Origin of the sequence: Massilia atriviolacea, assembly GCF_003953935.1 — a bacterium.
In the GTDB taxonomy this organism is placed as follows: domain Bacteria; phylum Pseudomonadota; class Gammaproteobacteria; order Burkholderiales; family Burkholderiaceae_D; genus Telluria_A; species Telluria_A atriviolacea.
The window spans coordinates 163,244-185,842 of the sequence record NZ_RXLQ01000007.1; the positions used below are offsets into that span (position 1 = coordinate 163,244).

The following is a 22,599-nucleotide window of genomic DNA, read 5'->3' on the forward strand; positions in this document are numbered from 1 at the left end:
GAAGCGCGCCACGGCGGCGCGCCGGTCCATCCTAGCACTTCTGCGAGGTGCTGCCGAGCGTTAAGTTTTGGGTGTTGCAAGCAGGGCCTTGAGGCTGGCCAGGCGGTCCTTGGGCGAGAGCGTTTCGGCCTCGGTGGGCGGGGCGTCGCCGACGTCGAGCGCCATTTCCTTGATGAAACGCGAAACATCGCAATGCACCTGTTCGCCGGCGCGCTTGCGCTTCTTGCACCAGGTGATGTACAAGGTGCGCTGGGCGCGCGTGATGCCCACGTACATCAGGCGCCGTTCTTCCTGGATGCGCGCGCCGATGGTCTCGACCGAGGCGTCGGGATCGCCCTTGTGCGGCAGGATGCCCTCTTCCACGCCGACCAGGAAGACGTGCGGAAACTCCAGTCCCTTGGAGGCGTGCAGGGTCGACATGCGCACCGCGTCGGGCTCTTCGTCCTTGCCTTCCAGCATGCTCATCAAGGCCACCATCTGGGTCAGTTCCAGCAGGTTTTTTTCTTCGCCGGATTTATCCTTGCCGCCGCAGCCGCGCTCCTTGAGCCAGTTGGTAAATTCGAGCACGTTCTGCCACTTGCTTTGGGCGGCGCGGTCGTCGAAGGTATCGTACAGATAACTCTCGTAGGCGATCTCCTTCATCATGTCGTCCAGCACGGCGGCCGCGTTCTCGCCGCTGCCGGACGGACCGGGACGGCTGGCGCGCGCTTCGAGCTGGTTGATGAAGTTGCAAAATGCGCGCAAGGGCAACAACTGGCGGTCCGGCAATTTGGCTTCGATGCCGCCCTTGAAGGTCGCCTCGAACAGCGAGCAGTTCCACTGCTTGGAAAACGCGCCCAGCACTTCCAGCGTCGCCATGCCGACCCCGCGCTTGGGCGTGGTGACGGCGCGGATGAAGGCCGGGTCGTCGCCATCGTTGGCGATCAGGCGCAGGTAGCTGATGATGTCCTTGATCTCGGCCTTGTCGAAAAAACTCTGGCCGCCGGAAATCGTGTACGGGATGCGTTCCTTGCGCAGGCATTGCTCGATCACGCGCGCCTGGTGGTTGCCGCGATACAGGATCGCGTAATCGGACCACTTGTTCTTGCGCTGGAAGCGGTCGGCCGAAATCATGATCGCCACCTGCTCGGCTTCCTGGTCGTCGGTCTGCATGCCCAGCACGGTGATCGGCTCGCCCAGGCCGTGCTCGGACCACAGGGCTTTTTCGAACAGCTTGGGATTGTTCGAAATGACCGCGTTGGCCGCCTGCAGGATGCGCGTGGTCGAGCGGTAATTCTGTTCGAGCTTGATGACGCGCAAGTCCGGGAAATCGTCGCCCAGGGTCTTCAGGTTTTCCACCGAGGCGCCGCGCCAGGCGTAGATGGCCTGGTCGTCGTCGCCCACGGCGGTGAACATGGGTTTCTTGCCGATCCCGGTGACCAGCAGCTTGACCAGTTCGTACTGGCAGGTGTTGGTGTCCTGATACTCGTCCATGAGCAGGTAGCGCAGGCGGCGCTGCCATTTGTCGCGGATCGGATCGTTGTTGCGGAACAGTTCCACCGGCAGGCGGATCAGGTCGTCGAAATCGACCGCCTGGTAAGCCGCCAGGGTCGCCACGTAGCTGCGGAACACGCGCGCGGCCGAGGCTTCGTCTTCATCCTTGGCATGCCGGATCGCGTCTTCCGGGTCGACCAGGGCGTTTTTCCAGAGCGAAATGGAATTCTGGATGCTGCGGATCAGTTGCTTGTCGGTGGTGATGGCCAGGTCCTGGACCAGGCCGAAGCAATCGTCGCTGTCCATGATGGAAAAGCGGTCCTTCAGGCCCACCCCGGCCGCTTCCTGGCGCAGGATTTTCACGCCCAGCGAGTGGAAGGTGGAGACGGTGAGCTGCTTGGCCTGGCGCGGCTGCTTGAGCAGCTTGGCGATGCGCTCCTGCATTTCCAGCGCGGCCTTGTTGGTGAAGGTCAGGGCGGCGATGGTGCGCGGATCGTAGCCGCGGTCCTCGATCAGGTGCGCGATTTTTTGCGTGATCACGCGCGTCTTGCCCGAGCCGGCGCCGGCCAGCACCAGGCAGGGGCCGTCGAGATACATGACCGCTTCGCTCTGGGGAACGTTCAGGCCGAAACTGGGGGTGGTGGACATCGGGCGGGGCAATCTGGTGGGGGACAACTGCCCATTGTAACGTAAGGACAGGGGGTTTCCGGCTAGGACATCGCGCCTGCGCCAGATCGGACCTGGCGTCAGCCCGTCTCAAGCAATTCGACGCACGCGAGCGGGTTGGCGGCATCGGCCAGCGCCAGGGCCACGTTGGCTTTGGCGACCAGATCGAGCGGCTTCAGATGCTGGACGTAGTGTCCATGGGTGACACGATCCATGCCGGCGCCGGCCAGTTTTGCCACCGTGCGCAGACCCGGGGTCAGCGCCACGCTGTCGAGCTTACCCCCATGCAAAATCAGGTTTCTCTGCCGATACAGCCGATGGAAGGCATCGGAAATCACTTCCCGGATGACGTCCAGCTCCACCTTTGGATTTTGGAACAGTTTGCGCATCCGCGTCACGGCGGCCTGATCGCTCAAGCCCGGCAGCGGCGGCATGCTGCCGGCAATGATCATCGCGCCGACAAGGCGAGCACGTTCGCGATTGCTCGCCGCACTGTCGAGCGCCTGAGAACGACCCGGGCAGTGCCGCCGGACCAGATGCGCCAATCTGGTCAGTTCGGCGCGCGGGAAGGAACAGGTCACGAGGGCGGCCAGGTTGTCCGCCGCTGCCGATCGGTCGCTTGGCGGCGCCAGCAAGCCTTCAATCGCGCCCCAGCCCCCCGCCACCGCCGCCACCGGCGAGCTACCGTCCAGATGGGCAAGCAGTTCCAGCGCAGCATCGACGCTTTTGTTGGTGTCGGCAGAGAAGATCCGGTCTTCCCGATACAGCTCCTTGACTTCGACACCACGGCGATCGTGGTTTAGATCGAATGGCGCGGCGGCGCCTGCCACCCATAGCTTAGGTAAGCGGTTCAACTGCTGGCCGGTTGCCAGCAATGCGCGCGCCGCGTAGCGGTCGGATTCGCTGCGCGCGCGCTGCGCCGCCCCTTCCAGGTCGCGCGCCCTGACCTTCAGAACCAGCGCCACCGGGGCACGAACGCCGGCGGTATCGAAGCCGTGCGCCCTCAGCCAGCCAGTGACCTGCGGTCCTTGCAGCCAGGATGGCGGCACCCCGCTTACGAGCCGGGGGATCGTGCCGAACGCGAGCAGCACGTCCATGTCGCGTGGCGGACTGGCGGTCATTTCCCGATGCAGATCGCCGCACAGTTGCGCAAGCGAAAAGGGTGTGCTCTCACGAATGCGTGCGTTGATGAAGTCGCGCAGGAACTGCCCCGAAAACCCGGCATCAAGCAGGTGGCCTGCAACGCTGCGTGCAAAGAATTCCACAGTCAGATTGCCGGAAGCGACTACCCGTTCCCACCTCAGCAAGTAATCGGTCGAGACCAGGGCGGACATCTGCCGGATGGTGTAATGGGCAACGCTGTCAGGGCGAGGCACCTGCTGAAGCTGCTGATGAAGCACCTTCTTTTCCGCACCGGTGAATCCGGGGTGCAATCCAACCCGCTTGTTCAGCGACGAGATCAGCCGCTTGACGGCAGCTTCGCTGAGATGCCCCTGAGCCATGACCGCGCAGGCCTCATACAGCTCGTCGAGCGCCAGCACGACGCCGATACCCCAGAGGGAGCGGCTCCACGAACTGCTGTCGGAAAGGAACTCGAGCAGCCGTACAAGCGCCAGGTTTTCAAGCGGATTGACAGAGGTGGTCATCGGATGGAAAATACGCATTCGGCTAGTCAGTTACCGATCACTCTCTAGCCCCACCGTCTATGTGGGGTTCGACCCAAACCAAGGTGATAGTTTAACCGCTCACTGTCATTGGCTCGTTCCCCCAGCTACAAAAAAAGCCCTGCGTTGAACGTCGTTCAACACAGGGCTTTTTTGCGCGGTGCCGTCGACTAGAATCCCGACAACACGATCTTCCCGATCGTCCGCCCCGCCTCCAGCGCCGCGTGGGCGCGCGCCAGGTTGGCGGCATCGATCCTGCCGCCGTTTTCCCCCAGCGTGGTGGTCAGCACGCCGGCGTCGACCAGCGCCGCCACCTCGCCCAGCAGCGTGTGCTGTTCGATCATGTCGGCGGTGCCGAACATCGAGCGCGTGAACATCATCTCGAATACCATCGTCACGCTCTTGGCGAACAGCAGGTCCATCGGCAGCGGCCGCTCGTTGCGCACGATCGCGCAGATCTTGCCCTGCGGCGCGATGGCCGTGGCCATGGCCGCGAAATGCGGGTCGATATCGTTCAGGCACAGGATGAAATCGACTTGCGCCAGGCCCAGCGCGGCCAGCTGGGCCGGCATGTCGCCATGGTGATCGATCACATGGTCGGCCCCCAGCGCCCGGCACCACTGGCTCGAGGCGCGGCGCGAGGCGGTCGCGATCACGTTCAGCTTCGCCAGTTTCTTGGCCAGCTGGATCGCGATCGAGCCGACCCCGCCGGCGCCGCCGATCATCAGCACCGACTTGCCCTCATCGGCGCCGCTGCGCGACACCCCCAGGCGCTCGAACAGCGCTTCCCACGCGGTGATGCTGGTCAGCGGCAGCGCGGCCGCCTGCTCCGCGCTCAGGCTGGCCGGCTTGCGCCCGACGATGCGCTCGTCCACCGCATGGAACTCGCTGTTGGCGCCCGGACGCACGACGCTGCCCGCGTAGTACACCGCATCGCCCACCTTGAACAGGCTGGCCTGCGGGCCGACCGCGCTGACGGTGCCGGCCACATCCCAGCCGAGCAGCTGCGGCTCGCCATCGTGGGCGGCAGCCTTGCGCTGCTTGAAGTCGACCGGATTGACCGAGATCGCCTCGACCCGGACCACCAGGTCGCGCCCTTGCGGCTGCGGGACCGGCAGATTGACGTCGTGCAGCGCTCCGTTGATGACGGCAATGGCTTTCATGTTGTTTCCTTGTTTGGTTGACAGATGAGCGAGTGTAGAGCGCGCCGATTCGATTGATAATTGGCATAATGATTGAATATCTCTTCACCAAAACAAGACAATGCATCTCGACCTGACCGATGTGGCGCTGTTCGTGCGGGTCTGCGCCACCCGCAACCTGTCGGCCGCCGGACGCGAATTCGGCCTGTCGCCGGCCGCCTCCAGCGCGCGCATGGCCCAGCTCGAACGCCAGCTGGGCGCGCGCCTGCTGCACCGGACCACGCGCCAGATCGCCCTGTCCCAGGATGGCGAAACCTTCCTGGAGCGCGCCGTGGCCCTGCTCGACGCCGCCGAACAGGCGCACGCCTCGGTCGGGACCGGACGCGAACCGCAGGGCTTGCTGCGGGTGGCGGCCTCGGTCTCCTTCGGACGCTTGCACCTGATGCCCTGGCTGCCGGCATTCATGGAGCGCTATCCGGGCCTGCAGCTCGACCTGCGCCTGTCGGACAAGGTGATCGACCTGGCCGCCAACGGCATCGACGTCACCATCCGCAACGGGCCGCTGCACGATTCGGCCCTGGTCGCGCGCGTGCTGGCGCCCAGCCGCCTGCTGCTGGTGGCCTCGCCCGGCTACCTGGCGCGGCACGGCACGCCGCAGCGCCCGCAGGACCTGGTACGGCACCAGTGCCTGGTGTTGGAAGGAATCAATCCATGGAATTTCCGCGATACTGACGGCAGCCTGCTCAGCGTGCGGGTGGGCGGACGGATGCGCAGCGATAACGGCGAAGCGATGCGCGACGCCGCCATGGCCGGCCTGGGGATCGCGCTGCAATCGACCTGGGCGGTCTATCAGCAGCTCAAGAGCGGCGCCCTGCTGCCGCTGCTGCCGGGGTATCCGATGGCCTTGCATTCGGTGGTCTCGGCGCAGTATCTGAACCGCAGTTTCCTGCCGCCCAAGACGCAAGCCTTCATCGATTACTTTGCCGCGCGCTTCGGGCCGACCCCGTATTGGGACGAGGGCTTGGCGCAGACCGGCCTTGACGGCATCGGCAATTAACCGGCCGCCTCGTTGTCCTCGCACAGCAGGTTGAGCAGGCGCAGCTGTTCATGCTGCATTTCGAGCAACTGCAGCTTGAAGGCATCCATCTTTTCGTGCAGGGCCATGATTTCCAGCTCGGCCTTGAGGTTGATTTCGTAATCGTTACGGGCGTTGAGGCGGTCGATTTCGCCCTGGCGGTTTTGCGACATCAGGATCACCGGCGCCTGGATCGAGGCCAGCATCGAGAGAAACAGGTTCAGCAGGATGTAGGGAAAGGGATCGAAGGGCTTGGCGCCGCCGCGCGTGAGCAGGAAGGAATTGAGCACCACCCAGGCCACCAGCACCAGCGCGAACAGCAGAATGAAGGTCCAGGAGCCGCCGAAGCGGGCCACGGCGTCGGCCGCGCGCTGGCCGAAGGTGGCGTCGTCCTCCGGATCGGGCTGGCTGGGGGTGAGCGCGCGCCGTTCGGCGATGTGCCGCGCCACGGTGTCGTCGCTGCGCTTTTGCATTTCCTCGATGTGCGCCAGGTAATCTTTACGGGTGGTCCTCATGGGCTGTTCTTCGCTGATGGTGCGGACAGGTTGTCTGCTCGATAACAGTGTATCCGCAGATCACTTTTCAGCGCGCACAGATCGCTTGCGTTACCATCGCACTATCCGGGCTGCCATGCCCTTCAACGACGAGTCGGAGCTCCATGAAATTTGAACATTTGATTGAAATTAACGATCCCTTGAACCCGCTGATCGATGCGCTCACGCGCGAGCAGCTGTGGCGCGGGCTGGTGCTGTCGGCGGAAATGCCCAAGCTGTTCGTGCCGCACCTGGACGAATGCACGATCGACGAGCGCGACAGCGGCAGTTTCCGGCGCAGCCGGCGTTTCGGCGAGCTGGTGGTGGTCGACCGCGTGCTGCTCACGCCGCTGCAGGAAGTGCGCTACGAGGTGCCGGAACAGGGCGAGATCGCCGCGTCCAGCCTGACCGTGACGATCGAAGCGCCGGCCGAGCACACCCTGTTCGTGCGCTTCAGGTACGACGACGGGCACGACGAAGAGACCGACCGGGTCAATGCCATGTACGACGAATACAAGAAATCGGCCTACCAGGAGGCCGATATCGACACCATCCGCATCGTGCGCGAGATGGCGGCGGCGGGACGGCTCGATGCCAGTTACCTGAACTGAGGGGCGGGACGCGACGGCCAGGCGCTTTATACGCCCGGCGTATTGTCCGGTGCGCTGCTCGCCCTGGGCGCGCCTTTTTCCAGCTCCAGCGCCAGGTCGCGCAGCGCGGTACGCACGCCCTCCTCGATCACCGGATGGTAGAACGGCATGTCCAGCATCTGCGCCACCGTCAGGCGCGCCTGGCAGGCCCAGGCCAGCAGGTGGCCCAGGTTTTCCGCGCGCGGCCCGATCATCTCGGCGCCCAGGAAGCGTCCGGTGCCGTACTCGCCATAGACGCGCAGCATGCCGTGGTTCTGCAGCATCACCCGGCTGCGCCCCTGGTTCTCGAAGGACACCTTGCCGACCGCGAACTTCGGTTTGCCTTGCGCGCACAATTCCCTGTAGGTCTCGCCCAGGGTCGCGATCTGCGGCTCGGTGAAGGCGATCGTCAGCGGCGTGCGGCGCAGGCCGGGGCGCACGTCGGGGTAGCGGCCGGCATTCTCGCCCGCGATCTTGCCGTGGTCGGCCGCTTCCGGCAGCACCGGGCGCTCGTTGTTGGCGTCGCCCGCGATGAAGATGTGGCTGGTGCCGCACTGCATGGTGCTGGCATCGAACAGCGGAATGCCGCGCTCGTCCAGTTCCAGGCCCGCATGCTCGATGCCGATCCGGTCGACATTCGGCGTGCGCCCGGCCGCCACCAGCACGTAGGCGTAGCGGTCGGTACGTTCGGCGCCGGCGGCATCGCGCGTGGTCAGCACCACTTCCTCGTTCTCCTGGCGGGCGCCGACGATCAATTGCTGGAAGCGCAGGTCGAGTTCGCGTCCCAGGGCCTTGCCGGCCACGTGCAGCACCTCCGGATCGCTCAGCTGGGCCACGCTGCCGCCGCGCGCGAACACGCTCACGCGCACGCCCAGGCGATGCAGGGCCTGGCCCAGCTCCAGGCCGATCACGCCGGTGCCGATCACCGCGACCGATGCCGGCAGGTCGGTCCAGTCGAACACGGCGTCGCTGACGATGACGCGCTCGCCCACGTCCTTGAGCTGGGGCAGCATGACCGGGGTGGAACCGCTGGCGATGACCACGCGCGCCGCCTCGATGGCGGTATGCTGGTCGACTTGCAGCGACTGCGGACCGGTGAAGCGGGCGTGGCCGCGCAGCTTGTCCTGGTCCGGAATATTGTCGACGCTCTCGAGCACGAAGCCGACGAAACGGTCGCGTTCGCTGCGCACGCGCGCCATGACCGCCTTGCCGTCGATGCGCACCGGCCCCGGATGGACGCCGAAGGCGGGCGCCAGCGCCAGCATATGGGCCGCCTCGCTGGCGGCGATCAGCAATTTGCTGGGCATGCAGCCGACGCGGGCGCAGGTGGTGCCGTAGGGGCCGCTTTCGATGACGACGGCGGTTTTCCCCTGGGCGCGGGCGGCGCGGTAGGCCGCGAGGCCGGCGGTGCCGGTGCCGATGATGGCGACGTCGACGTGTAACTTGTTCATGGCGGACTCTTTTTCAACTGGACGTACAAAGGATGCGGGCGGGTGCCGTTTTCAGGCGTCAACGATACGCCAATTTTCGGTTTTCCGTGGTGCGCGGCGCTTGCCCGGCCGTTGCGCGTTGGCATCAAGGGCTGAAGCGTATTAGTATTGCTAATCGAATTCACCATGGATAAGCGTTTCTGATGAACAATCTCGACTATCGCGGCCTGGCCGTGCTCGACGCGGTGGCGGCGAGCGGCAGTTTCGACAAGGCGGCGCTGCTGCTGGGCATCAGCCAGTCGGCCGTCTCGCAGCGCATCAAGGCGCTGGAAGACAGCTGCGGGCGCCTGCTGGTGGTGCGCGGCGCGCCCTCGGTGCCGACCGGGCTGGGGCAGCGGCTGGTGGTGCATTTCCGCCATGTCAAGCTGATGGAAGCGGCGCTCGACATCGACCTCGGGCGCGACGCCAGCCTGCCCGCGCTGGCGCTGGCGCTCGACGCCGACAGTCTCGCGACCTGGTTTGCGCAAGCGCTGCCGGCGTTGCTGGCGCCGCCGCGCTGCCAGTTCGACATCGCCCTGGCCGACGGCGAGCGTGCCCTGCGGCTGGTGCGCGAAGGCGCGGCGTTCGCCTGCGTGGCCGAGGGCGATGGCGCGGGCGACGCGGCGGTCGGCACCACTGCCACGCCGCTGGGACTGTTGCGCTACACCTGCGTGGCCACGCCCGCGTTCGCGGGGCACTGGTTCGGCGACGGCTGGCTGGCCGAGGCGGTGGCGCTGGCGCCGGCGGTGGTCAGCGAGCGCAAGCAGCTGGCGCGCTTCGTGGCGCAGGAATTCGGCGCCGAGCTGGCCTTCCCGCACCACACCATGCCGGTCTCGGCGGCGCTGGACAACTGCATCCTGCACGGCGTGGCGTACGGCCTGATGCCCGAACTGAGCGCGCTGAGCCGGATTGCGGCGGGCCAGCTGATCGATCTGGCGCCGGGGCGGAGCTGGAGCACGGAATTATGGTGGCACGCCTGGAACATCGACACCCCCTTCACCCGCGCCCTGACCGAGCACATCGTCACCAGCGCGCGCCGCTACCTGCCCCAAAAAATTTCCTAACCGGGTCAGCGCTCCGATCAGCAACGCCTTCACCATTTCCCCGGCAAACACCTACAACCGGGGTCAGAGCTTTAACTTGCAACTAGTTGCTCAACTAAGCTGAGAAATGGAAGCGGGGAAGGATTCGGCGCAAAACGGTCGAATTATGTGCGTTTATTCGACAAAAAAGTTGTAATAAACAGACAAAACGCGGTCGCCAACATTTTTGTTGCACTATAAAGCTCTGACCCCGGTTCGGGCTCAGATGTCGAGGGGGTCGACTTCGAGCGACCATTTGACGCGGCTTTTCATGGCGCGCAACAGCGCCAGCCATTCTTTCAAAAACCCTTGCAGCGCCGGCCGCGAGGGGCTTTCGACCAGCAGCTGCGCCCGGTCGACGTTGTGCACCCGCGTCATCGTCATCGGAATCGGGTCGTTCAGGGTGATGCCGTCGAATGCCAGCGCGTCGCGCGCGTTCTCCAAAAAGCCGATCGCCGTTTCCAGCTCCGGCGCTTCGGCCCGCAACAGCGCCTGGTACAGGTAGGGCGGCAGCGCCGCCTGGCGCCGCTCTTCCAGCAAATCGCTGGCAAACCGGTCGTAGTCGTGGTTGACCACCGCCGTGTACAGCGGATGGCTGGCATAGCGCGTCTGGATCAGCACTTCGCTCACGCTGCCTCCCTCGCTGCGCGCCGCCCGCCCCGCCCGCCCCGCCACCTGCATCAGCTGCGCGAACAGGCGCTCGCTGGCGCGGTAATCCTGCGAGAACAAGGCGGTATCGGGATTGAGGATCCCCACCAGCGTCAGTTTCTTGAAGTCGTGCCCCTTGGCGACCATCTGGGTGCCGATCAGGATATCGACTTCGCCCCGGTGCACGGTGTCGAACGCGGCCTGCGCACTGCCCTTGAGGCGCGTCGAATCGGCGTCGATCCGCAAGATGCGCGCCTGCGGAAAGACCTGCTGCAAGCCTTCTTCGACGCGCTGGGTGCCGCGCCCGAGCGGCTGCAGGTCGACGTTGCCGCAGGTCGGACAGTGGCGCGGAATGCGCAGCTCCAGGCTGCAGTGGTGGCAGCGCAGCCGGTGTTCGGGCTTGTGCAGCACCATGAACGAGGTGCAGCGGGTGCAGTTGCTGATCCAGCCGCACGATTCGCAGCAGATCACGGGCGCGTAGCCGCGCCGGTTCAGGAACAGCAGCGATTGTTCGCCGCGTTCCAGACGCTGGCGCAGCGCCGCCATCAGGTGGGAGGTGATCCCGTCGACCGGTTTGTCGCGCTCCATGTCGAGCAGCTTCACGCGCGGCAGCACCGCGTCCTTGACGGCGCGCTCGCGCAGTTCGAGCTTGCGATAGCGCCCGGAGCCGGCGTGGTGCCAGCTCTCCAGCGAGGGCGTGGCCGATCCGAGCACGATCGGAATCTTGAGCTGGCGCGCGCGCCACACGGCCAGGTCGCGCGCCGAGTAGCGCAGCCCTTCCTGCTGTTTGTAGGAGGGGTCGTGCTCTTCGTCGATGACGATCAGTTTCAGCTGCGGCAGCGAGGCCAGGATCGCCAGGCGCGTGCCGAGGACGATGCGGGCCTGCCCCTGGTGCGCGGCCAGCCAGTGCAGCATGCGCTCGCCCTCCGACAGGCTGCTGTGCAGGGTGGCCAGCATCACGCCGGGAAAACGCGCGCGGATGTTCCCCTCCAGCTGCGGGGTGAGGTTGATCTCGGGGACCAGGATCAGGATCTGGCCGCCCTCTTCGCGCGCCAGCACCTGGGCGCAGGCCTGCAGATAGACTTCGGTCTTGCCGCTGCCGGTCACGCCGTACAGCAGGAGCGGGGTATAGCCGCGGGCCCCGCCGATGGCGTCCGCCGCCTGCCGCTGCGCGCCGTTCAGGACCGGCATGTCGAACGGCGTGTGGTCATGCGCGGGCGCTGTCTTGCCCAGTTTTTTCAGCGCGCGGTCGAGCGCCACGGTGGTCAGCACGCGCAGGTTCTTGGGCAGCCCCGGCAGGGCGACTTCGCCGAGCGGGCGCTGGTAGTAGTCGGCGGCAAAGGCGGCCAGCGCGATCCATTGCGGCGACAGCGCCGATAGCTGGCTGCGCACGGCCAGCGCATCTTTGAGCTTGTCGGCCGGGACCTCGGTGTCGTGTTTGATGGCGACGATGAGCCCGACTACCTCGCGCCGGCCGAAGCTGACCAGCGCCAGCTGGCCCACCAGCGGCTCCTCGCCCGGCGCGCACGGCCAGCGGTAATCGAAGCAGCTGGTGAGCGGCGTGTCGAGCGCGATGTGGAGGATGCAGTACGCCATCTGGGTCGTGTCGGTCAGGGTGGTGGAAGGTCGGAAAGCCCGTCCTCATGGATGTCCAGGACATCCTTTAAAGCGGCCTCAGCTTGTGGACAACTTTGTGGACAAACAATTTGTGCGAGGCCAAAAGCTTTGTGCTTGCACAATAGATGAGCCTTACAACCGAAAATCAAAGAAATTTAATCCTTCAGAATCAATCACTTGGAAAAATCTTCAGAGGAAGCCCGAAAAACCATGTTTTACCGCCGTTCTGTGCATAAGTGAGGCGCGATGCACCGACAATGTAGTCGGACTGGCTGCCTGCGCCTGTGTAGCCATCCTGCCGTACGGCATGATTGGCTGATCCGCAGGACACCCCTTGGCGCCTGCGCCGACACAGTCGGCGGCCATCATGCATCGCAGCAAATCCTCAAGTAAAACCTTAACAATGACGCTAAGTCGCGGTAAACGCGGGACTTTTCATTTTTATCCACACTGCCTGTTGATAACTTTGTGGACAATGCTGGAAAATCGCCGTTTTCCCTCTGTACCTTGTCCACATTTTCACCGGCCGGCTGGACAGCAAAATTTTATAAACGCTTTAAAATCAAGCACTTGCAATTTAAAGAAACTTTTCCTTGGCGCCTGATTTTTAATCAGCGATGTCCAGGAAAATTGTGAATAAGTGGGATATTGTCATTCAGAAAACGTCTACCGCGGTGCAGCGGCGCCACCGTGTCGCGGTGGCGCCGCTGTAGCCAGACTACAGGCCGGCGCGTTGCTGGCGGCTGAAGCTGTGGACCGCCTCGACCATGGCGCTGACCGACTCGGGCGGGGTAAATTGCGAGATGCCATGCCCCAGGTTGAACACGTGACCTGAGCCGTCGGACGGCTTGCCGTAGCTGCTCAAGGTACGCTCGACCTCGGCGCGGATCTGCTCCGGGCTGGCGAACAGGATCGCCGGGTCCAGGTTGCCCTGCAGGGCGACCTTGTGGCCGACCAGCGCGCGCGCGCGGCCCAGGTTGACGGTCCAGTCCAGGCCGACCGCATCGGCGCCGATGTCGGCGATCTGGTCCAGCCACAGGCCGCCGCCCTTGGTAAATACCACCGCCGGGATGCGCACGCCGTCTTTTTCGCGTTTCAGCTGGCTGACCACCTGCTGCATGTACTGCAGCGAGAAGGCCTGGTAGGCGCCGTCGGCCAGCGCGCCGCCCCAGGAATCGAAGATCATCACGGCCTGCGCGCCGGCGTCGATCTGGGCGTTCAGGTAGGCCGCCACCGCGCTGGCGTTGGTCGACAGGATGTGGTGCATCAGGTCGGGGCGGTTGTACAGCATCTTCTTGATGGTGTGGAATTCCTTGGAGCCGCCGCCTTCGACCATGTAGCAGGCCAGGGTCCAGGGGCTGCCGGAAAAGCCGATCAGCGGCACCCGGCCATTGAGGGCGCCGCGAATCTGGGTGACCGCCTTGAAGACGTAGTCGAGCGAGTCCAGGTCGGGCGCGCGCAGGGCCATGACATCGGCTTCGGTGCGCAGCGGACGCTCGAACTTGGGGCCTTCGCCGTCGACGAAGTACAGGCCCAGGCCCATCGCGTCGGGCACGGTGAGGATGTCCGAGAACAGGATCGAGGCATCCAGCGGGTAGCGGTCGATCGGCTGCAGGGTCACTTCGGTGGCGTAGTCGGGATTCTTGGCCAGGCCCAGGAAGGAGCCGGCCCGCTCGCGCGTGGCGCGGTATTCCGGCAGGTAGCGGCCAGCCTGACGCATCAGCCACACAGGGGTGTAATCGGTCGGTTGGCGCAGCAGCGCGCGCAGGAATGTGTCGTTCTGGAGCGGGGCGAATTGGGGCATGGGGGAACCGTCGAAAGCTTGGAGAAAGGCGCTATTATCGCATTCTCCCGCCGCGCGCCGCGCGAGCGCATTTGCACGGGCGCGGGGTATTAACTATCATGCCATACCGCCCCCAACCGAGTAGAACCCCCATGACAGCTTCGACCAGCCAACAGAACGCCGCTTTCGGCCTCTGGCCCTCCCCCATCAGCGCCGCCGTCGTGGCCGCCGGCGCCACTCCGCTGTCGCAGCCGCAGGCCGACGGCCAGGATGCTTACTGGCTGGCCGGGCGCGCCAGCGAAGGCGGGCGCACCACCCTGCTGCGCCAGCGCGGGGCGGAACTGGTCGAACTGACCCCGGCCCCGTTCAATGTGCGCAGCCGCGTGCACGAATACGGGGGCGGCGCCTACCTGGTGGCGGCGGGCACGGTGTACTTCTCGCACTTTGCCGACAACCGTATTTACACGATCGCCGCCGGCGCGGCGCCGCAGGCGCTTACCGAGCCTGGCAGCGCGCGCTACGCCGACTTTGCGCACGATGCGGCGCGCAATCGCCTGCTGGCGGTGCGCGAGGACCATGCGGGCGGCAGCGCTGCATCGGACCGGCAACCGGTCAACACCCTGTGCGCGATCGGCGCCGACGGCAGCGAAACCATCCTGGCGCGGGGCAGCGACTTTTACGCCGCCCCGCGCCTGTCGCCGGACGGGCGCTCGCTGGCCTGGCTGAGCTGGGACCATCCGCGCATGCCGTGGCAGGGCACCGAACTGTGGCTGGCACAGGTGAACGCGGACGGCTCGCTGGCCGCGCCTACCCTGGTCGCGGGCGGCCCCGAAGAAGCGATCTGCCAGCCCGAGTGGTCGCCGGCCGGGGTGCTGCACTTCGTGTCGGACCGCAGCGGGTGGTGGAACCTGTACCGCCTGGCGGGCGCCAGCGTGCAGCCGCTGTGCGAGCGCGCCGCCGAATTCGGCTCGCCCCACTGGACCTTCGCAGTGTCGATGTACGGCTTCAGCAGCAACAAGGACAGCGACGGCGAGATCGTCTGCACCTATATCGAAAACGGCGTGAGCCGCCTGGCCCGGCTCTCGCCCGACAGCGGCAAGCTGGCCCCGATCGCCAATCCGTACCAGGAAATCCGCGAGCTGCGCGTCGGCGGCGGCGTGGCCCTGATCCTGGGCGGCTCGCCCACCATCCCGCTGGAGCTGGCGCGCTTCGAGCTGGCCAGCGCCACGCCCCAGGTGCTGGCGCGCTCGATCGCCGAGCTGCCTGCGGACGGCTACCTGTCGGTCCCGGAAAGCATCACCTACGCCAGCGGCGCCAATGGCCAGCGCAGCGCGCACGCGTTCTACTACCCGCCGTGCAATGCCGACGTCACGCCCGATCCTGCGGCCCGGCCGCCCCTGATGGTAATCAGCCATGGCGGGCCGACCGGGATGGCGACCAATACGCTCAAGCTGGCCACGCAGTACTGGACCAGCCGCGGCTTCGCGGTGCTGGACGTGAACTACGGCGGCAGCAGCGGCTTCGGACGCGCCTACCGCGATGCGCTCAAGGGCCAGTGGGGCGTGGTCGACGTCGACGATTGCGTGGCCGGCGCGCGCTACCTGGCCACGCGCGGCGTGGTCGATCCGGAACGCCTGGTGATCCGCGGCGGCAGCGCCGGCGGCCTGACCACCCTGTGCGCGCTCACCTTCCACGATGTGTTCAAGGCCGGCGCCAGCTACTATGGGGTGTCGGACCTGAAGGGCCTGGACGACGACTCGCACAAGTTCGAATCGCACTACAACGAATACCTGATCGCGCCGAAGCCGGAATCGGACACCCTGTACCTGCTGCGCTCACCGATCAACCACGCCGACAGGCTGACGCGCCCGATGATTTTCTTCCAGGGCCTGGACGACAAGGTCGTGCCGCCGCAGCAGTCGGAAGTCATGGTCGCGGCACTGCGCGCGGCCGGCGTGCCGGTGGCGTACATGACGCTCGAAGGTGAAGGCCACGGCTTCCGCAAGGCCGACAGCATCGTGCGCACGCTGGAAGCGGAGCTGTATTTCTACCTGCGCATCTTTGGCTTGACCACGCCGGCCCAGGCGGCGGTGGTAGCGATCGAGAACCTGCCTGTCGTTGCACCAACCGGCAAGGCATGAACGAACAGGAAGCGGCAGGCATGCGCGCGCAGTTCGCGGCACTCGACGACGTCGAAAAACATATCGTCGCGATGCTGGCGATGGCGGGCGAGCCGATGGGGCGCATCCGCCTCCAGGAGCACCTTGCCGGCGCCGGCATCGCGGTCGCCAACGAGCGCATGGTCGAGGCGATGGAGTCGCTGCGCAGCGCCGGCATGGTGGCCGAGCTGCAGCACCGCGGCTGGATCGCGATGCCCGAACTGAGCTGGCCGGCGCTGAGCGCCGCGCTGGACGACGGCAGCTTCGGCCCGCTGGCGATCGCCTACGACAAGCTGACCCCGCTGCGCCGCAACTGGGAAGGCTTTGCGATCCTGCGCAGCTACCGCCAGGGCGTGGCGCTGCTGCGCATCGCCCTGGCCAGCGGCCAGGGACCGGAGCAGGTCGGGCCGCTGCTGGCGGCCTGCATGAACTGCCACGAGGCGGGCTACCTGCATCCGCTGGTCGATATCTGCGCGCGCCCGTTCGAGCCGGCGCTGTTCGCGCGCATCCACCCGCGCATGCGCGACGAGGTGCTGACGGTGCTGCTGGAGAACGCCCAGCGCGAACCGGCCAGCGCGCCGCAGCTGCGCGCCTTCGCCGAACGCCACCTGGCGCAGGGCGCCTCCTCGATGGCGCTGCGCATCGTGATGGCCGAACACCTGATCCTGTGCGGCCGCCTGGACGACGCCGCCAGGCTGCTGGCCGACCTGGACGATTCGATGGCGCAGTTCTACCGCAGCGTGATCCTGCTGCTGCGCGACCGGCATGCAGAAGCGCTGGCCGGCTTCGACCAGGCGCTCAAGGCGCTGCGGCGCGAAACCGGCAAGCGCAAGATGGCGTTTCCCGGCATCGGCGGCCACCTGTACGTGCTGGCGCTGCTGCGCAGCCCTGACCCCAAGCACGCCAAGGCGGCCGAAGCGTATCTGGACATCGTCACGCGCACCGTGCAAAGCCACGACACGGCGGCTTACCAGCAACTGAACATGCTGCGCCAGATCCGCGGCGGCACGGTGGACGCGCAGGTACTGCCCACGCGCAGCTGGGAAAGCGCGCTGCAGCCCTTCATGTTCCGCGCGCTGCTGCACTACTGGCTGGCCTTGCCGCAGCTGAACGACAAGCGCGCGCAGCTCGAACAGATGATGACGCAGGCGCGGGAGGCCGGCTTCGACCTGGTGGCGGCGCAGCTGGGCGCCCTGCTGGGCGGCATCGGCGCGGTTTCGCGCGAGCAGGAAGCGATCGCCCTGCGCCAGCGCCTGGGCCTGGCCGACATGAGCGCCTGGTTCGAGCGCGAGGAGCCGTGGGAACGCCAGCTCAATGCGCTGATCAACCTGCAGCCGGCGGTGAACGTGGAAGTGGTCAAGGAGTCGCGCCTGGTGTGGGGCTTGCGCTTCGATCCGCTGTACGGCATCCAGGACATCGAACCGCGCGAACAGAAGCGCGACGCCCAGGGCGGCTGGAGCCGCGGGCGCGCCATGGGACTGAAACGCCTGTCGGAAGACGCGGCCAGCTTCGACTTCCTGACCTCGCAGGACCTGCACGTGGTGGCCAGCCTGAATCCCTACAAATACTACAGCGGCGGCGGGGTGCGCTACGAATTCGACATGGACAAGGCGGTGGCCGCGCTGATCGGCCATCCGCTGCTGTTCTGGATCGATGCGCCGGGCACGCGCGTGGAACTGCTGCCGGGCGAACCGGAACTGATGATCAAGGCGCGCGCCGGCAATGTGACCATCACCATGCAGCCGCCGATCCTGGACAACACCGACGACGTGTGCGTCACGCGCGAGACGCCGACCCGCCTGCGGGTGGTGCGCATCAGCGACGAGCACCGCCGCATCGGCGCCATCGTCGGCACCGGCCTGGTGGTGCCGCTGCACGCGGAAAAGCAGGTGCTCAAGGCGATCGGCGCGATCTCGTCGATCGTCACGGTGCAGTCGGACATCGGCGGCAGCGCGGCCGACATCGCCCAGGTGGAGGCCGACAGCCGCCTGCACGTGCACCTGCTGCCTTACCAGCACGGCCTGAAAATGCAGGTGCTGGTGCGTCCCTTGCCGGACGCCGGCGCCTACTACCCGCCCGGTTCCGGCGCCGAGAGCGTGATCGCCGAGCTAGGCGGCGCGCGGGTGGAAGCGCGCCGCAACCTGAACGCCGAGCGCGAAGCGGAGCGCCAGCTGGTCGGCGCGCTGCACGCGCTGGAGCAGGCCGAAGCGGACCACGGCGAATGGCTGCTGGCCAATCCGGTCGAATGCCTGGAACTGCTGGCCGAACTGCAGGAACTCGATGCGGCAAAGGTCCTGCTGGCGTGGCCCGAGGGCGAGCCGTTCCGGCTGGCGAAGAAGGCGGATTCGAAGTCGGTGCGCCTGTCGATCAAGCGCGACAAGGACTGGTTCGCGGCCAGCGGCGAAGTGCAGATCGACGAGAACCGCATCATGGACCTGCGCACCCTGCTCGATCTGCTCAAGGAAAACGGCAGCCGCTTCGTGGCGCTGGGGGACAACCAGTTCATGGCCCTCACCTCCGAACTGCACCGGCGCCTGATGGAGCTGGCGGCGTTCGGCACGGCGAGCGCGGACGGGGTCAAGGTGCATGCGCTGGCCAGCTTCGCGCTGGAAGAACTGGCGCAGGATGCCGGCAGCGTCACCACCGACAAGGCCTGGAGCCGGCACCTGGCGCAGATGGAAGAGAACGCCGCCTTCGTGCCGCAGTTGCCGAGCACCCTGCAGGCCGAGCTGCGCGACTACCAGGTCGAAGGCTTCGAATGGCTGGCGCGCCTGGCCCACTGGGGCGTGGGCGCATGCCTGGCCGACGACATGGGCCTCGGCAAAACGCTGCAGGCGCTGGCGCTGCTGCTCGCGCGCGCGCCGCAAGGCCCGGCGCTGGTGATCGCGCCGACCTCGGTGTGCATGAACTGGATCGGCGAGGCGGCGCGCTTTGCGCCGACCCTCAACGTCAAGCTGTTCGGCAGCGGCGACCGCGCCGCCATGCTCGACGAGGCCGGACCGTTCGACCTGGTGATCGCCAGCTACGGCCTGCTGCAGCTGGAAGCGCCGGCGTTCGCCAGGGTGCGCTGGAACAGCATCGTGCTCGATGAAGCGCAGGCGATCAAGAACACCGCCACCAAGCGCTCGCAGGCCGTGATGGCGCTGCAGGGCGCGTTCCGCATGGTGGCCACCGGCACGCCGCTGGAAAATCACCTGGGCGAGTTGTGGAACCTGTTCCGCTTCATCAATCCGGGCCTGCTCGGCACCAGCGACCAGTTCAACCTGCGCTTCGCGGGACCGATCGAGCGGGCCCAGGACAAGCGCGCCGAAGCCGGTGCGCGCCTGCGCCTGCGGCGCCTGATCCAGCCGTTCATCCTGCGCCGCACCAAGGCCCAGGTGCTGGCCGAACTGCCGCCGCGCACCGAGATCGTGCTGCCGGTCGACCTGACCGAAGAAGAAAGCGCGCTCTACGAATCGCTGCGGCGCGATGCGATCGCCAAGCTGGCCGCGCTGGAAGCGCCCGAGAGCCAGAAGTCGATCCAGATCCTGGCCGAGATGATGAAGCTGCGGCGCGCCTGCTGCAATCCGGCGCTGGTGGCGCCCGAACTCGGTCTGCAAAGCAGCAAGCTGACCGTGTTCGCGCGCCTGCTCGACGAGCTGCTCGACAACCGCCACAAGGTGCTGGTGTTCAGCCAGTTCGTCGACCACCTGACCCTGATCCGCAAGCACCTGGACGAACGCGGGATCAGGTATCAGTACCTCGATGGTGCGACCCCGATGCAGGAGCGCAAGAAGCGGGTCGACGCGTTCCAGGCCGGCGAGGGCGATGTGTTCCTCATTTCGCTCAAGGCGGGCGGGGTCGGGATCAACCTGACGGCGGCCGACTATGTGATCCATATGGACCCGTGGTGGAATCCGGCGGTGGAAGACCAGGCCTCCGACCGCGCGCACCGCATGGGCCAGCAGCGGCCGGTGACCATCTACCGGCTGGTGGCGCGGCACACGATCGAGGAAGGCATCGTCGAGCTGCACAAGCACAAGCGCGACCTGGCCGACAGCCTGCTGGAGGGGACCGATGTGTCGGCGCGCATGACGCCGGGGGACATGCTGCGCATGCTGCAGGAGGGCTTGCGCTGAAGCGCCGGAGTGGCGCCCTGCGCCATTCCATGACATCATGTGTTTTTATCAAGCGACGCCACACTCCATGGAAGAAGATAACGCATCGAGAAGCTCCCCCGACGCCCGCGTGATCGGCGTGAAGTCCTGGCTGGCCTACACCGGCGTGGTCCTGCTCGGCGTGCTGCTGTTCGGCGTGGCCCTGCCGCTGGCGTTCCAGTGGAACGAGATCGCGGCGGCCGCGGTCTTCGCGATCTCGGCGATCGTGGTCGGCTACCGCTTCCTGCTGCTGCGCAGTATCCAGCTGTATTACGACGATGTCGGCGTGTGGCTCTACTCCGGCGTGCTGCCCTGGAAGAAAGGCATCACCGGCGTCAAATGGCGCGACATGGAAGACGCCAGCTTCACGCAGGGCTTCTGGAGCTGGGTGACGCGCTCGTACACGGTGCGCATCGGCCACCGCTTCACCAAGTCGAGCGAGATCGTGCTGACCAATATCGCCAACGGCAAGCACACGGCCGCCACCCTCAATGCGCGCCAGCAGGAATTGATCCGCGCCGGCGTGATCGACTGAGCCCCGCCCCAATCGGGACAAAAGCGCGCAAGCGGCGCGATTGATGCTAATCTGACGCCCCGCCGCATGCATGCGGCCGCACCTGTCCCTGTCACTACAAGGCCAAACACAATGATGAAAACGAAAATTGCGCTGGCTGTTTTAATGACGTGCTTCGCGCTGGCGCCCGCAGGCGCTGCCAAGCCGAAAAAACAGTCGAAAGCCAAAGTCACCAAGCCGGTCAAGGCCGCCAAGCAAGGCAAGGCCGCCAAGGCCATCGCCGCGCCGGCGGCAGCGGCCGCCGTGGCCAGCGCGCCCGCCGCCGGCGCCGAACGCACGCAGGACCGGCGCTTCAATACGGTCAGCATGCAGTTCCTCGGCGCGCTCTGGCGCATCGATCCGGAAAGCGCGATCTATTCCGGTAAATACGATGGCGCCGCCAGCCTGACCATCCCGAGCGCGGCCACGCGCAGCGCGCAACTGGCGTTTGCCGACGAATGGCTGCAAAAGCTGGGCAAGCTCGATACGCGCCAGCTCTCGGTCAGGCAGCGCACCGACCACGCCCTGCTGGTCAACAAGCTCAATGCCGACCGTTTTTACCTGACCACCCTGCGCGAGTTCGAATGGAACCCGGCGCTGTACAACATCGCCGGGCCGATCGACCTGATCATGGGTTCCGAATACGCGTCCAAGCCGCAGCGCCTGCGCACCCTGCTCAAGCGCATCGCCAACGTGCCGGCCTACTACCAGGCGGCGCAGGCGAGCATCGTCAACCCGACCCGCGAGCACACGCAACTGGCCTTGCAGCAGGCGCCCGGCACCATGACCGTGCTGGCGGACCTGGGCAAGGCGGCGCAGGAATCGATCCTGAACCAGGCCGAAAAAGACCTGTTCGCGCGCCGCATCGCGGCCGCCGGCGACGCCCTGATCGGCTACGTCAACTTCCTCACCGATCTCGATAAGACGCAGCAGGCCAATAACAGCGCGCGTTCCTTCCGCATCGGCAAAGCGCTGTACGAACAGAAGTTCGGGCACGATATCCAGGCCGGCGTGAGCGCGGAACAGATGTACCAGAAGGCGCTCGCCGCGCGCGAACAGCTGCTGGCGCGCATGGACACCCTGTCCGACGAGCTGTGGACCAGGACCATGGGCGGCGCCGCCAGGCCGGCCGACCGCGTCCAGAAAATCGGCATGGTGATCGACAGGCTGTCGGCCAGACACGTCTCGCGCGACGAGTTCTTTCCCGAGATCCGGCGCCAGATTCCGCTGCTGCAGGACTGGGTAGTGAAGAACAACCTGCTCACGCTCGATCCGAAAAAGCCGCTGGTGGTGCGCGAAACGCCGCTGTACCAGCGCGGGGTGGCCGGCGCCAGCATCGATGCGCCGGGGCCGTATCGCCCGCAGGACCGCACCTTCTACAACGTGACGCCGCTCGACGGCCTCTCGCCCGAGCAGGCCGAAAGCACCCTGCGCGAATACAACCACTGGATCCTGCAGATCCTGAACATCCACGAAGCCATTCCGGGCCACTACGCGCAGCTGGTGTATGCGAACAAGTCGCCATCGCTGATCAAGTCGCTGTTCGGGAACGGCGCCATGATCGAAGGCTGGGCGGTGTACGGCGAGCGCATGATGCTCGAATCGGGCTATGGCGACAACACGCCGGAAATGTGGCTGATGTACTCGAAGTGGAACCTGCGCGTGGTCACCAACACGATCCTCGACTACAGCGTGCACGTGCTGGGCATGAGCGAAGCCGATGCGATGGACATGCTGACGCGCCAGGCCTTCCAGACGCGCAGCGAGGCGAGCGAGAAGTGGCACCGCGCCAAGGTCAGTTCGGTGCAGCTGACCAGCTACTTCAGCGGCTACAGCGAAATCATGGACCTGCGCGAGCAGCGCCGGCAGGCGCTCGGGCCGCGCTTCGACCTGAAGCAGTTCCACGAGCAGTTCCTCGGCTACGGCAGCGCGCCGGTGAAGATGATCAAAGAACTGATGCAATAAGGAGG

General features: G+C 66.0%; 14 protein-coding genes. 7 read left to right on the plus strand and 7 right to left on the minus strand.

The window, feature by feature from the left end; genetic code table 11:
* Positions 1-60: 60 nt before the first annotated feature.
* From EJB06_RS14805 to EJB06_RS14815, 3 genes are all read right to left on the minus strand, one after another.
* Positions 61-2,121 (minus strand): UvrD-helicase domain-containing protein, encoded by a 2,061-nt coding sequence (locus EJB06_RS14805; protein WP_126074804.1) that lies wholly within the window; start codon positions 2,119-2,121, stop codon positions 61-63.
* A 98-nt stretch (positions 2,122-2,219) separates the two neighbouring features.
* Entirely contained in the window at positions 2,220-3,803 is a 1,584-nt protein-coding gene (locus tag EJB06_RS14810; protein ID WP_229427094.1) for an integrase, read from the minus strand.
* Positions 3,804-3,973: 170 nt separating this feature from the next.
* Positions 3,974-4,966, minus strand: a complete 993-nt coding sequence (locus EJB06_RS14815) for a zinc-binding alcohol dehydrogenase family protein (RefSeq protein ID WP_126074805.1) — start codon at positions 4,964-4,966, stop codon at positions 3,974-3,976.
* 100 nt (positions 4,967-5,066) lie between these two features.
* Here EJB06_RS14815 and EJB06_RS14820 point away from each other — a divergent pair, with 100 nt between their 5' ends.
* Complete coding sequence (locus EJB06_RS14820) at positions 5,067-6,002, plus strand: LysR family transcriptional regulator (protein ID WP_126074806.1); 936 nt, start codon at positions 5,067-5,069, stop codon at positions 6,000-6,002.
* Here EJB06_RS14820 and EJB06_RS14825 read toward each other — a convergent pair.
* Positions 5,999-6,535 carry a DUF1003 domain-containing protein gene (locus tag EJB06_RS14825; protein WP_126074807.1) on the minus strand — a complete coding sequence of 179 codons (537 nt, stop codon included), beginning with the start codon at positions 6,533-6,535 and terminating at the stop codon, positions 5,999-6,001. The two genes, EJB06_RS14820 and EJB06_RS14825, sit on opposite strands and share 4 nt — an antisense overlap.
* Positions 6,536-6,678: 143 nt before the next feature.
* Between EJB06_RS14825 and EJB06_RS14830 the strand changes: the two genes are divergently transcribed.
* On the plus strand, positions 6,679-7,164 hold the full coding sequence (locus tag EJB06_RS14830) for an SRPBCC family protein (protein WP_126074808.1): 486 nt from the start codon (positions 6,679-6,681) through the stop codon (positions 7,162-7,164).
* 26 nt (positions 7,165-7,190) lie between these two features.
* Here EJB06_RS14830 and EJB06_RS14835 read toward each other — a convergent pair whose 3' ends face one another.
* Positions 7,191-8,633 carry a dihydrolipoyl dehydrogenase gene (locus EJB06_RS14835; protein WP_126074809.1) on the minus strand — a complete coding sequence of 481 codons (1,443 nt, stop codon included), beginning with the start codon at positions 8,631-8,633 and terminating at the stop codon, positions 7,191-7,193.
* Between the two features lie 182 nt (positions 8,634-8,815).
* Here EJB06_RS14835 and EJB06_RS14840 point away from each other — a divergent pair, with 182 nt between their 5' ends.
* On the plus strand, positions 8,816-9,715 hold the full coding sequence (locus tag EJB06_RS14840) for an ArgP/LysG family DNA-binding transcriptional regulator (protein WP_126074810.1): 900 nt from the start codon (positions 8,816-8,818) through the stop codon (positions 9,713-9,715).
* 240 nt (positions 9,716-9,955) lie between these two features.
* Here EJB06_RS14840 and EJB06_RS14845 read toward each other — a convergent pair whose 3' ends face one another.
* The gene (locus EJB06_RS14845; RefSeq protein WP_126074811.1) at positions 9,956-11,977 is read right to left on the minus strand and encodes a primosomal protein N'; all 2,022 of its coding nucleotides are present in this window, start codon (positions 11,975-11,977) and stop codon (positions 9,956-9,958) included.
* 739 nt (positions 11,978-12,716) lie between these two features.
* Complete coding sequence (gene hemE, locus EJB06_RS14850; RefSeq protein WP_126074812.1) at positions 12,717-13,802, minus strand: uroporphyrinogen decarboxylase; 1,086 nt, start codon at positions 13,800-13,802, stop codon at positions 12,717-12,719.
* Between the two features lie 131 nt (positions 13,803-13,933).
* Here hemE and EJB06_RS14855 point away from each other — a divergent pair, with 131 nt between their 5' ends.
* The 4 genes from EJB06_RS14855 (at position 13,934) to EJB06_RS14870 (ending at position 22,594) form a co-directional block, all read left to right on the plus strand.
* Entirely contained in the window at positions 13,934-15,922 is a 1,989-nt protein-coding gene (locus EJB06_RS14855) for a dipeptidyl-peptidase 5 (RefSeq protein WP_126074813.1), read from the plus strand.
* Positions 15,919-20,058, plus strand: coding sequence for a DEAD/DEAH box helicase (locus EJB06_RS14860; RefSeq protein WP_126074814.1), 4,140 nt, complete (start codon positions 15,919-15,921; stop codon positions 20,056-20,058). Before EJB06_RS14855 ends, EJB06_RS14860 begins: the two co-directional genes overlap by 4 nt.
* Positions 20,059-20,125: 67 nt before the next feature.
* Positions 20,126-20,611 (plus strand): hypothetical protein, encoded by a 486-nt coding sequence (locus EJB06_RS14865; RefSeq protein WP_126074815.1) that lies wholly within the window; start codon positions 20,126-20,128, stop codon positions 20,609-20,611.
* Between the two features lie 111 nt (positions 20,612-20,722).
* Positions 20,723-22,594, plus strand: a complete 1,872-nt coding sequence (locus tag EJB06_RS14870) for a DUF885 domain-containing protein (protein ID WP_126074816.1) — start codon at positions 20,723-20,725, stop codon at positions 22,592-22,594.
* The last annotated feature ends 5 nt before the right edge of the window (positions 22,595-22,599 follow it).

Bases quoted from the DNA above. Each gene is read 5' to 3' on its own strand.
- EJB06_RS14810 (WP_229427094.1), bottom strand. From the start codon at position 3,803: ATGCGTATTTTCCATCCGATGACCACCTCTGTCAATCCGCTTGAAAAC.
- EJB06_RS14830 (WP_126074808.1), top strand. From the start codon at position 6,679: ATGAAATTTGAACATTTGATTGAAATTAACGATCCCTTGAACCCGCTG.
- EJB06_RS14860 (WP_126074814.1), top strand. From the start codon at position 15,919: ATGAACGAACAGGAAGCGGCAGGCATGCGCGCGCAGTTCGCGGCACTC.
- EJB06_RS14805 (WP_126074804.1), bottom strand. From the start codon at position 2,121: ATGTCCACCACCCCCAGTTTCGGCCTGAACGTTCCCCAGAGCGAAGCG.
- EJB06_RS14840 (WP_126074810.1), top strand. From the start codon at position 8,816: ATGAACAATCTCGACTATCGCGGCCTGGCCGTGCTCGACGCGGTGGCG.
- EJB06_RS14865 (WP_126074815.1), top strand. From the start codon at position 20,126: ATGGAAGAAGATAACGCATCGAGAAGCTCCCCCGACGCCCGCGTGATC.
- EJB06_RS14820 (WP_126074806.1), top strand. From the start codon at position 5,067: ATGCATCTCGACCTGACCGATGTGGCGCTGTTCGTGCGGGTCTGCGCC.
- EJB06_RS14825 (WP_126074807.1), bottom strand. From the start codon at position 6,535: ATGAGGACCACCCGTAAAGATTACCTGGCGCACATCGAGGAAATGCAA.
- EJB06_RS14835 (WP_126074809.1), bottom strand. From the start codon at position 8,633: ATGAACAAGTTACACGTCGACGTCGCCATCATCGGCACCGGCACCGCC.
- hemE (WP_126074812.1), bottom strand. From the start codon at position 13,802: ATGCCCCAATTCGCCCCGCTCCAGAACGACACATTCCTGCGCGCGCTG.
- EJB06_RS14855 (WP_126074813.1), top strand. From the start codon at position 13,934: ATGACAGCTTCGACCAGCCAACAGAACGCCGCTTTCGGCCTCTGGCCC.
- EJB06_RS14845 (WP_126074811.1), bottom strand. From the start codon at position 11,977: ATGGCGTACTGCATCCTCCACATCGCGCTCGACACGCCGCTCACCAGC.
- EJB06_RS14870 (WP_126074816.1), top strand. From the start codon at position 20,723: ATGATGAAAACGAAAATTGCGCTGGCTGTTTTAATGACGTGCTTCGCG.
- EJB06_RS14815 (WP_126074805.1), bottom strand. From the start codon at position 4,966: ATGAAAGCCATTGCCGTCATCAACGGAGCGCTGCACGACGTCAATCTG.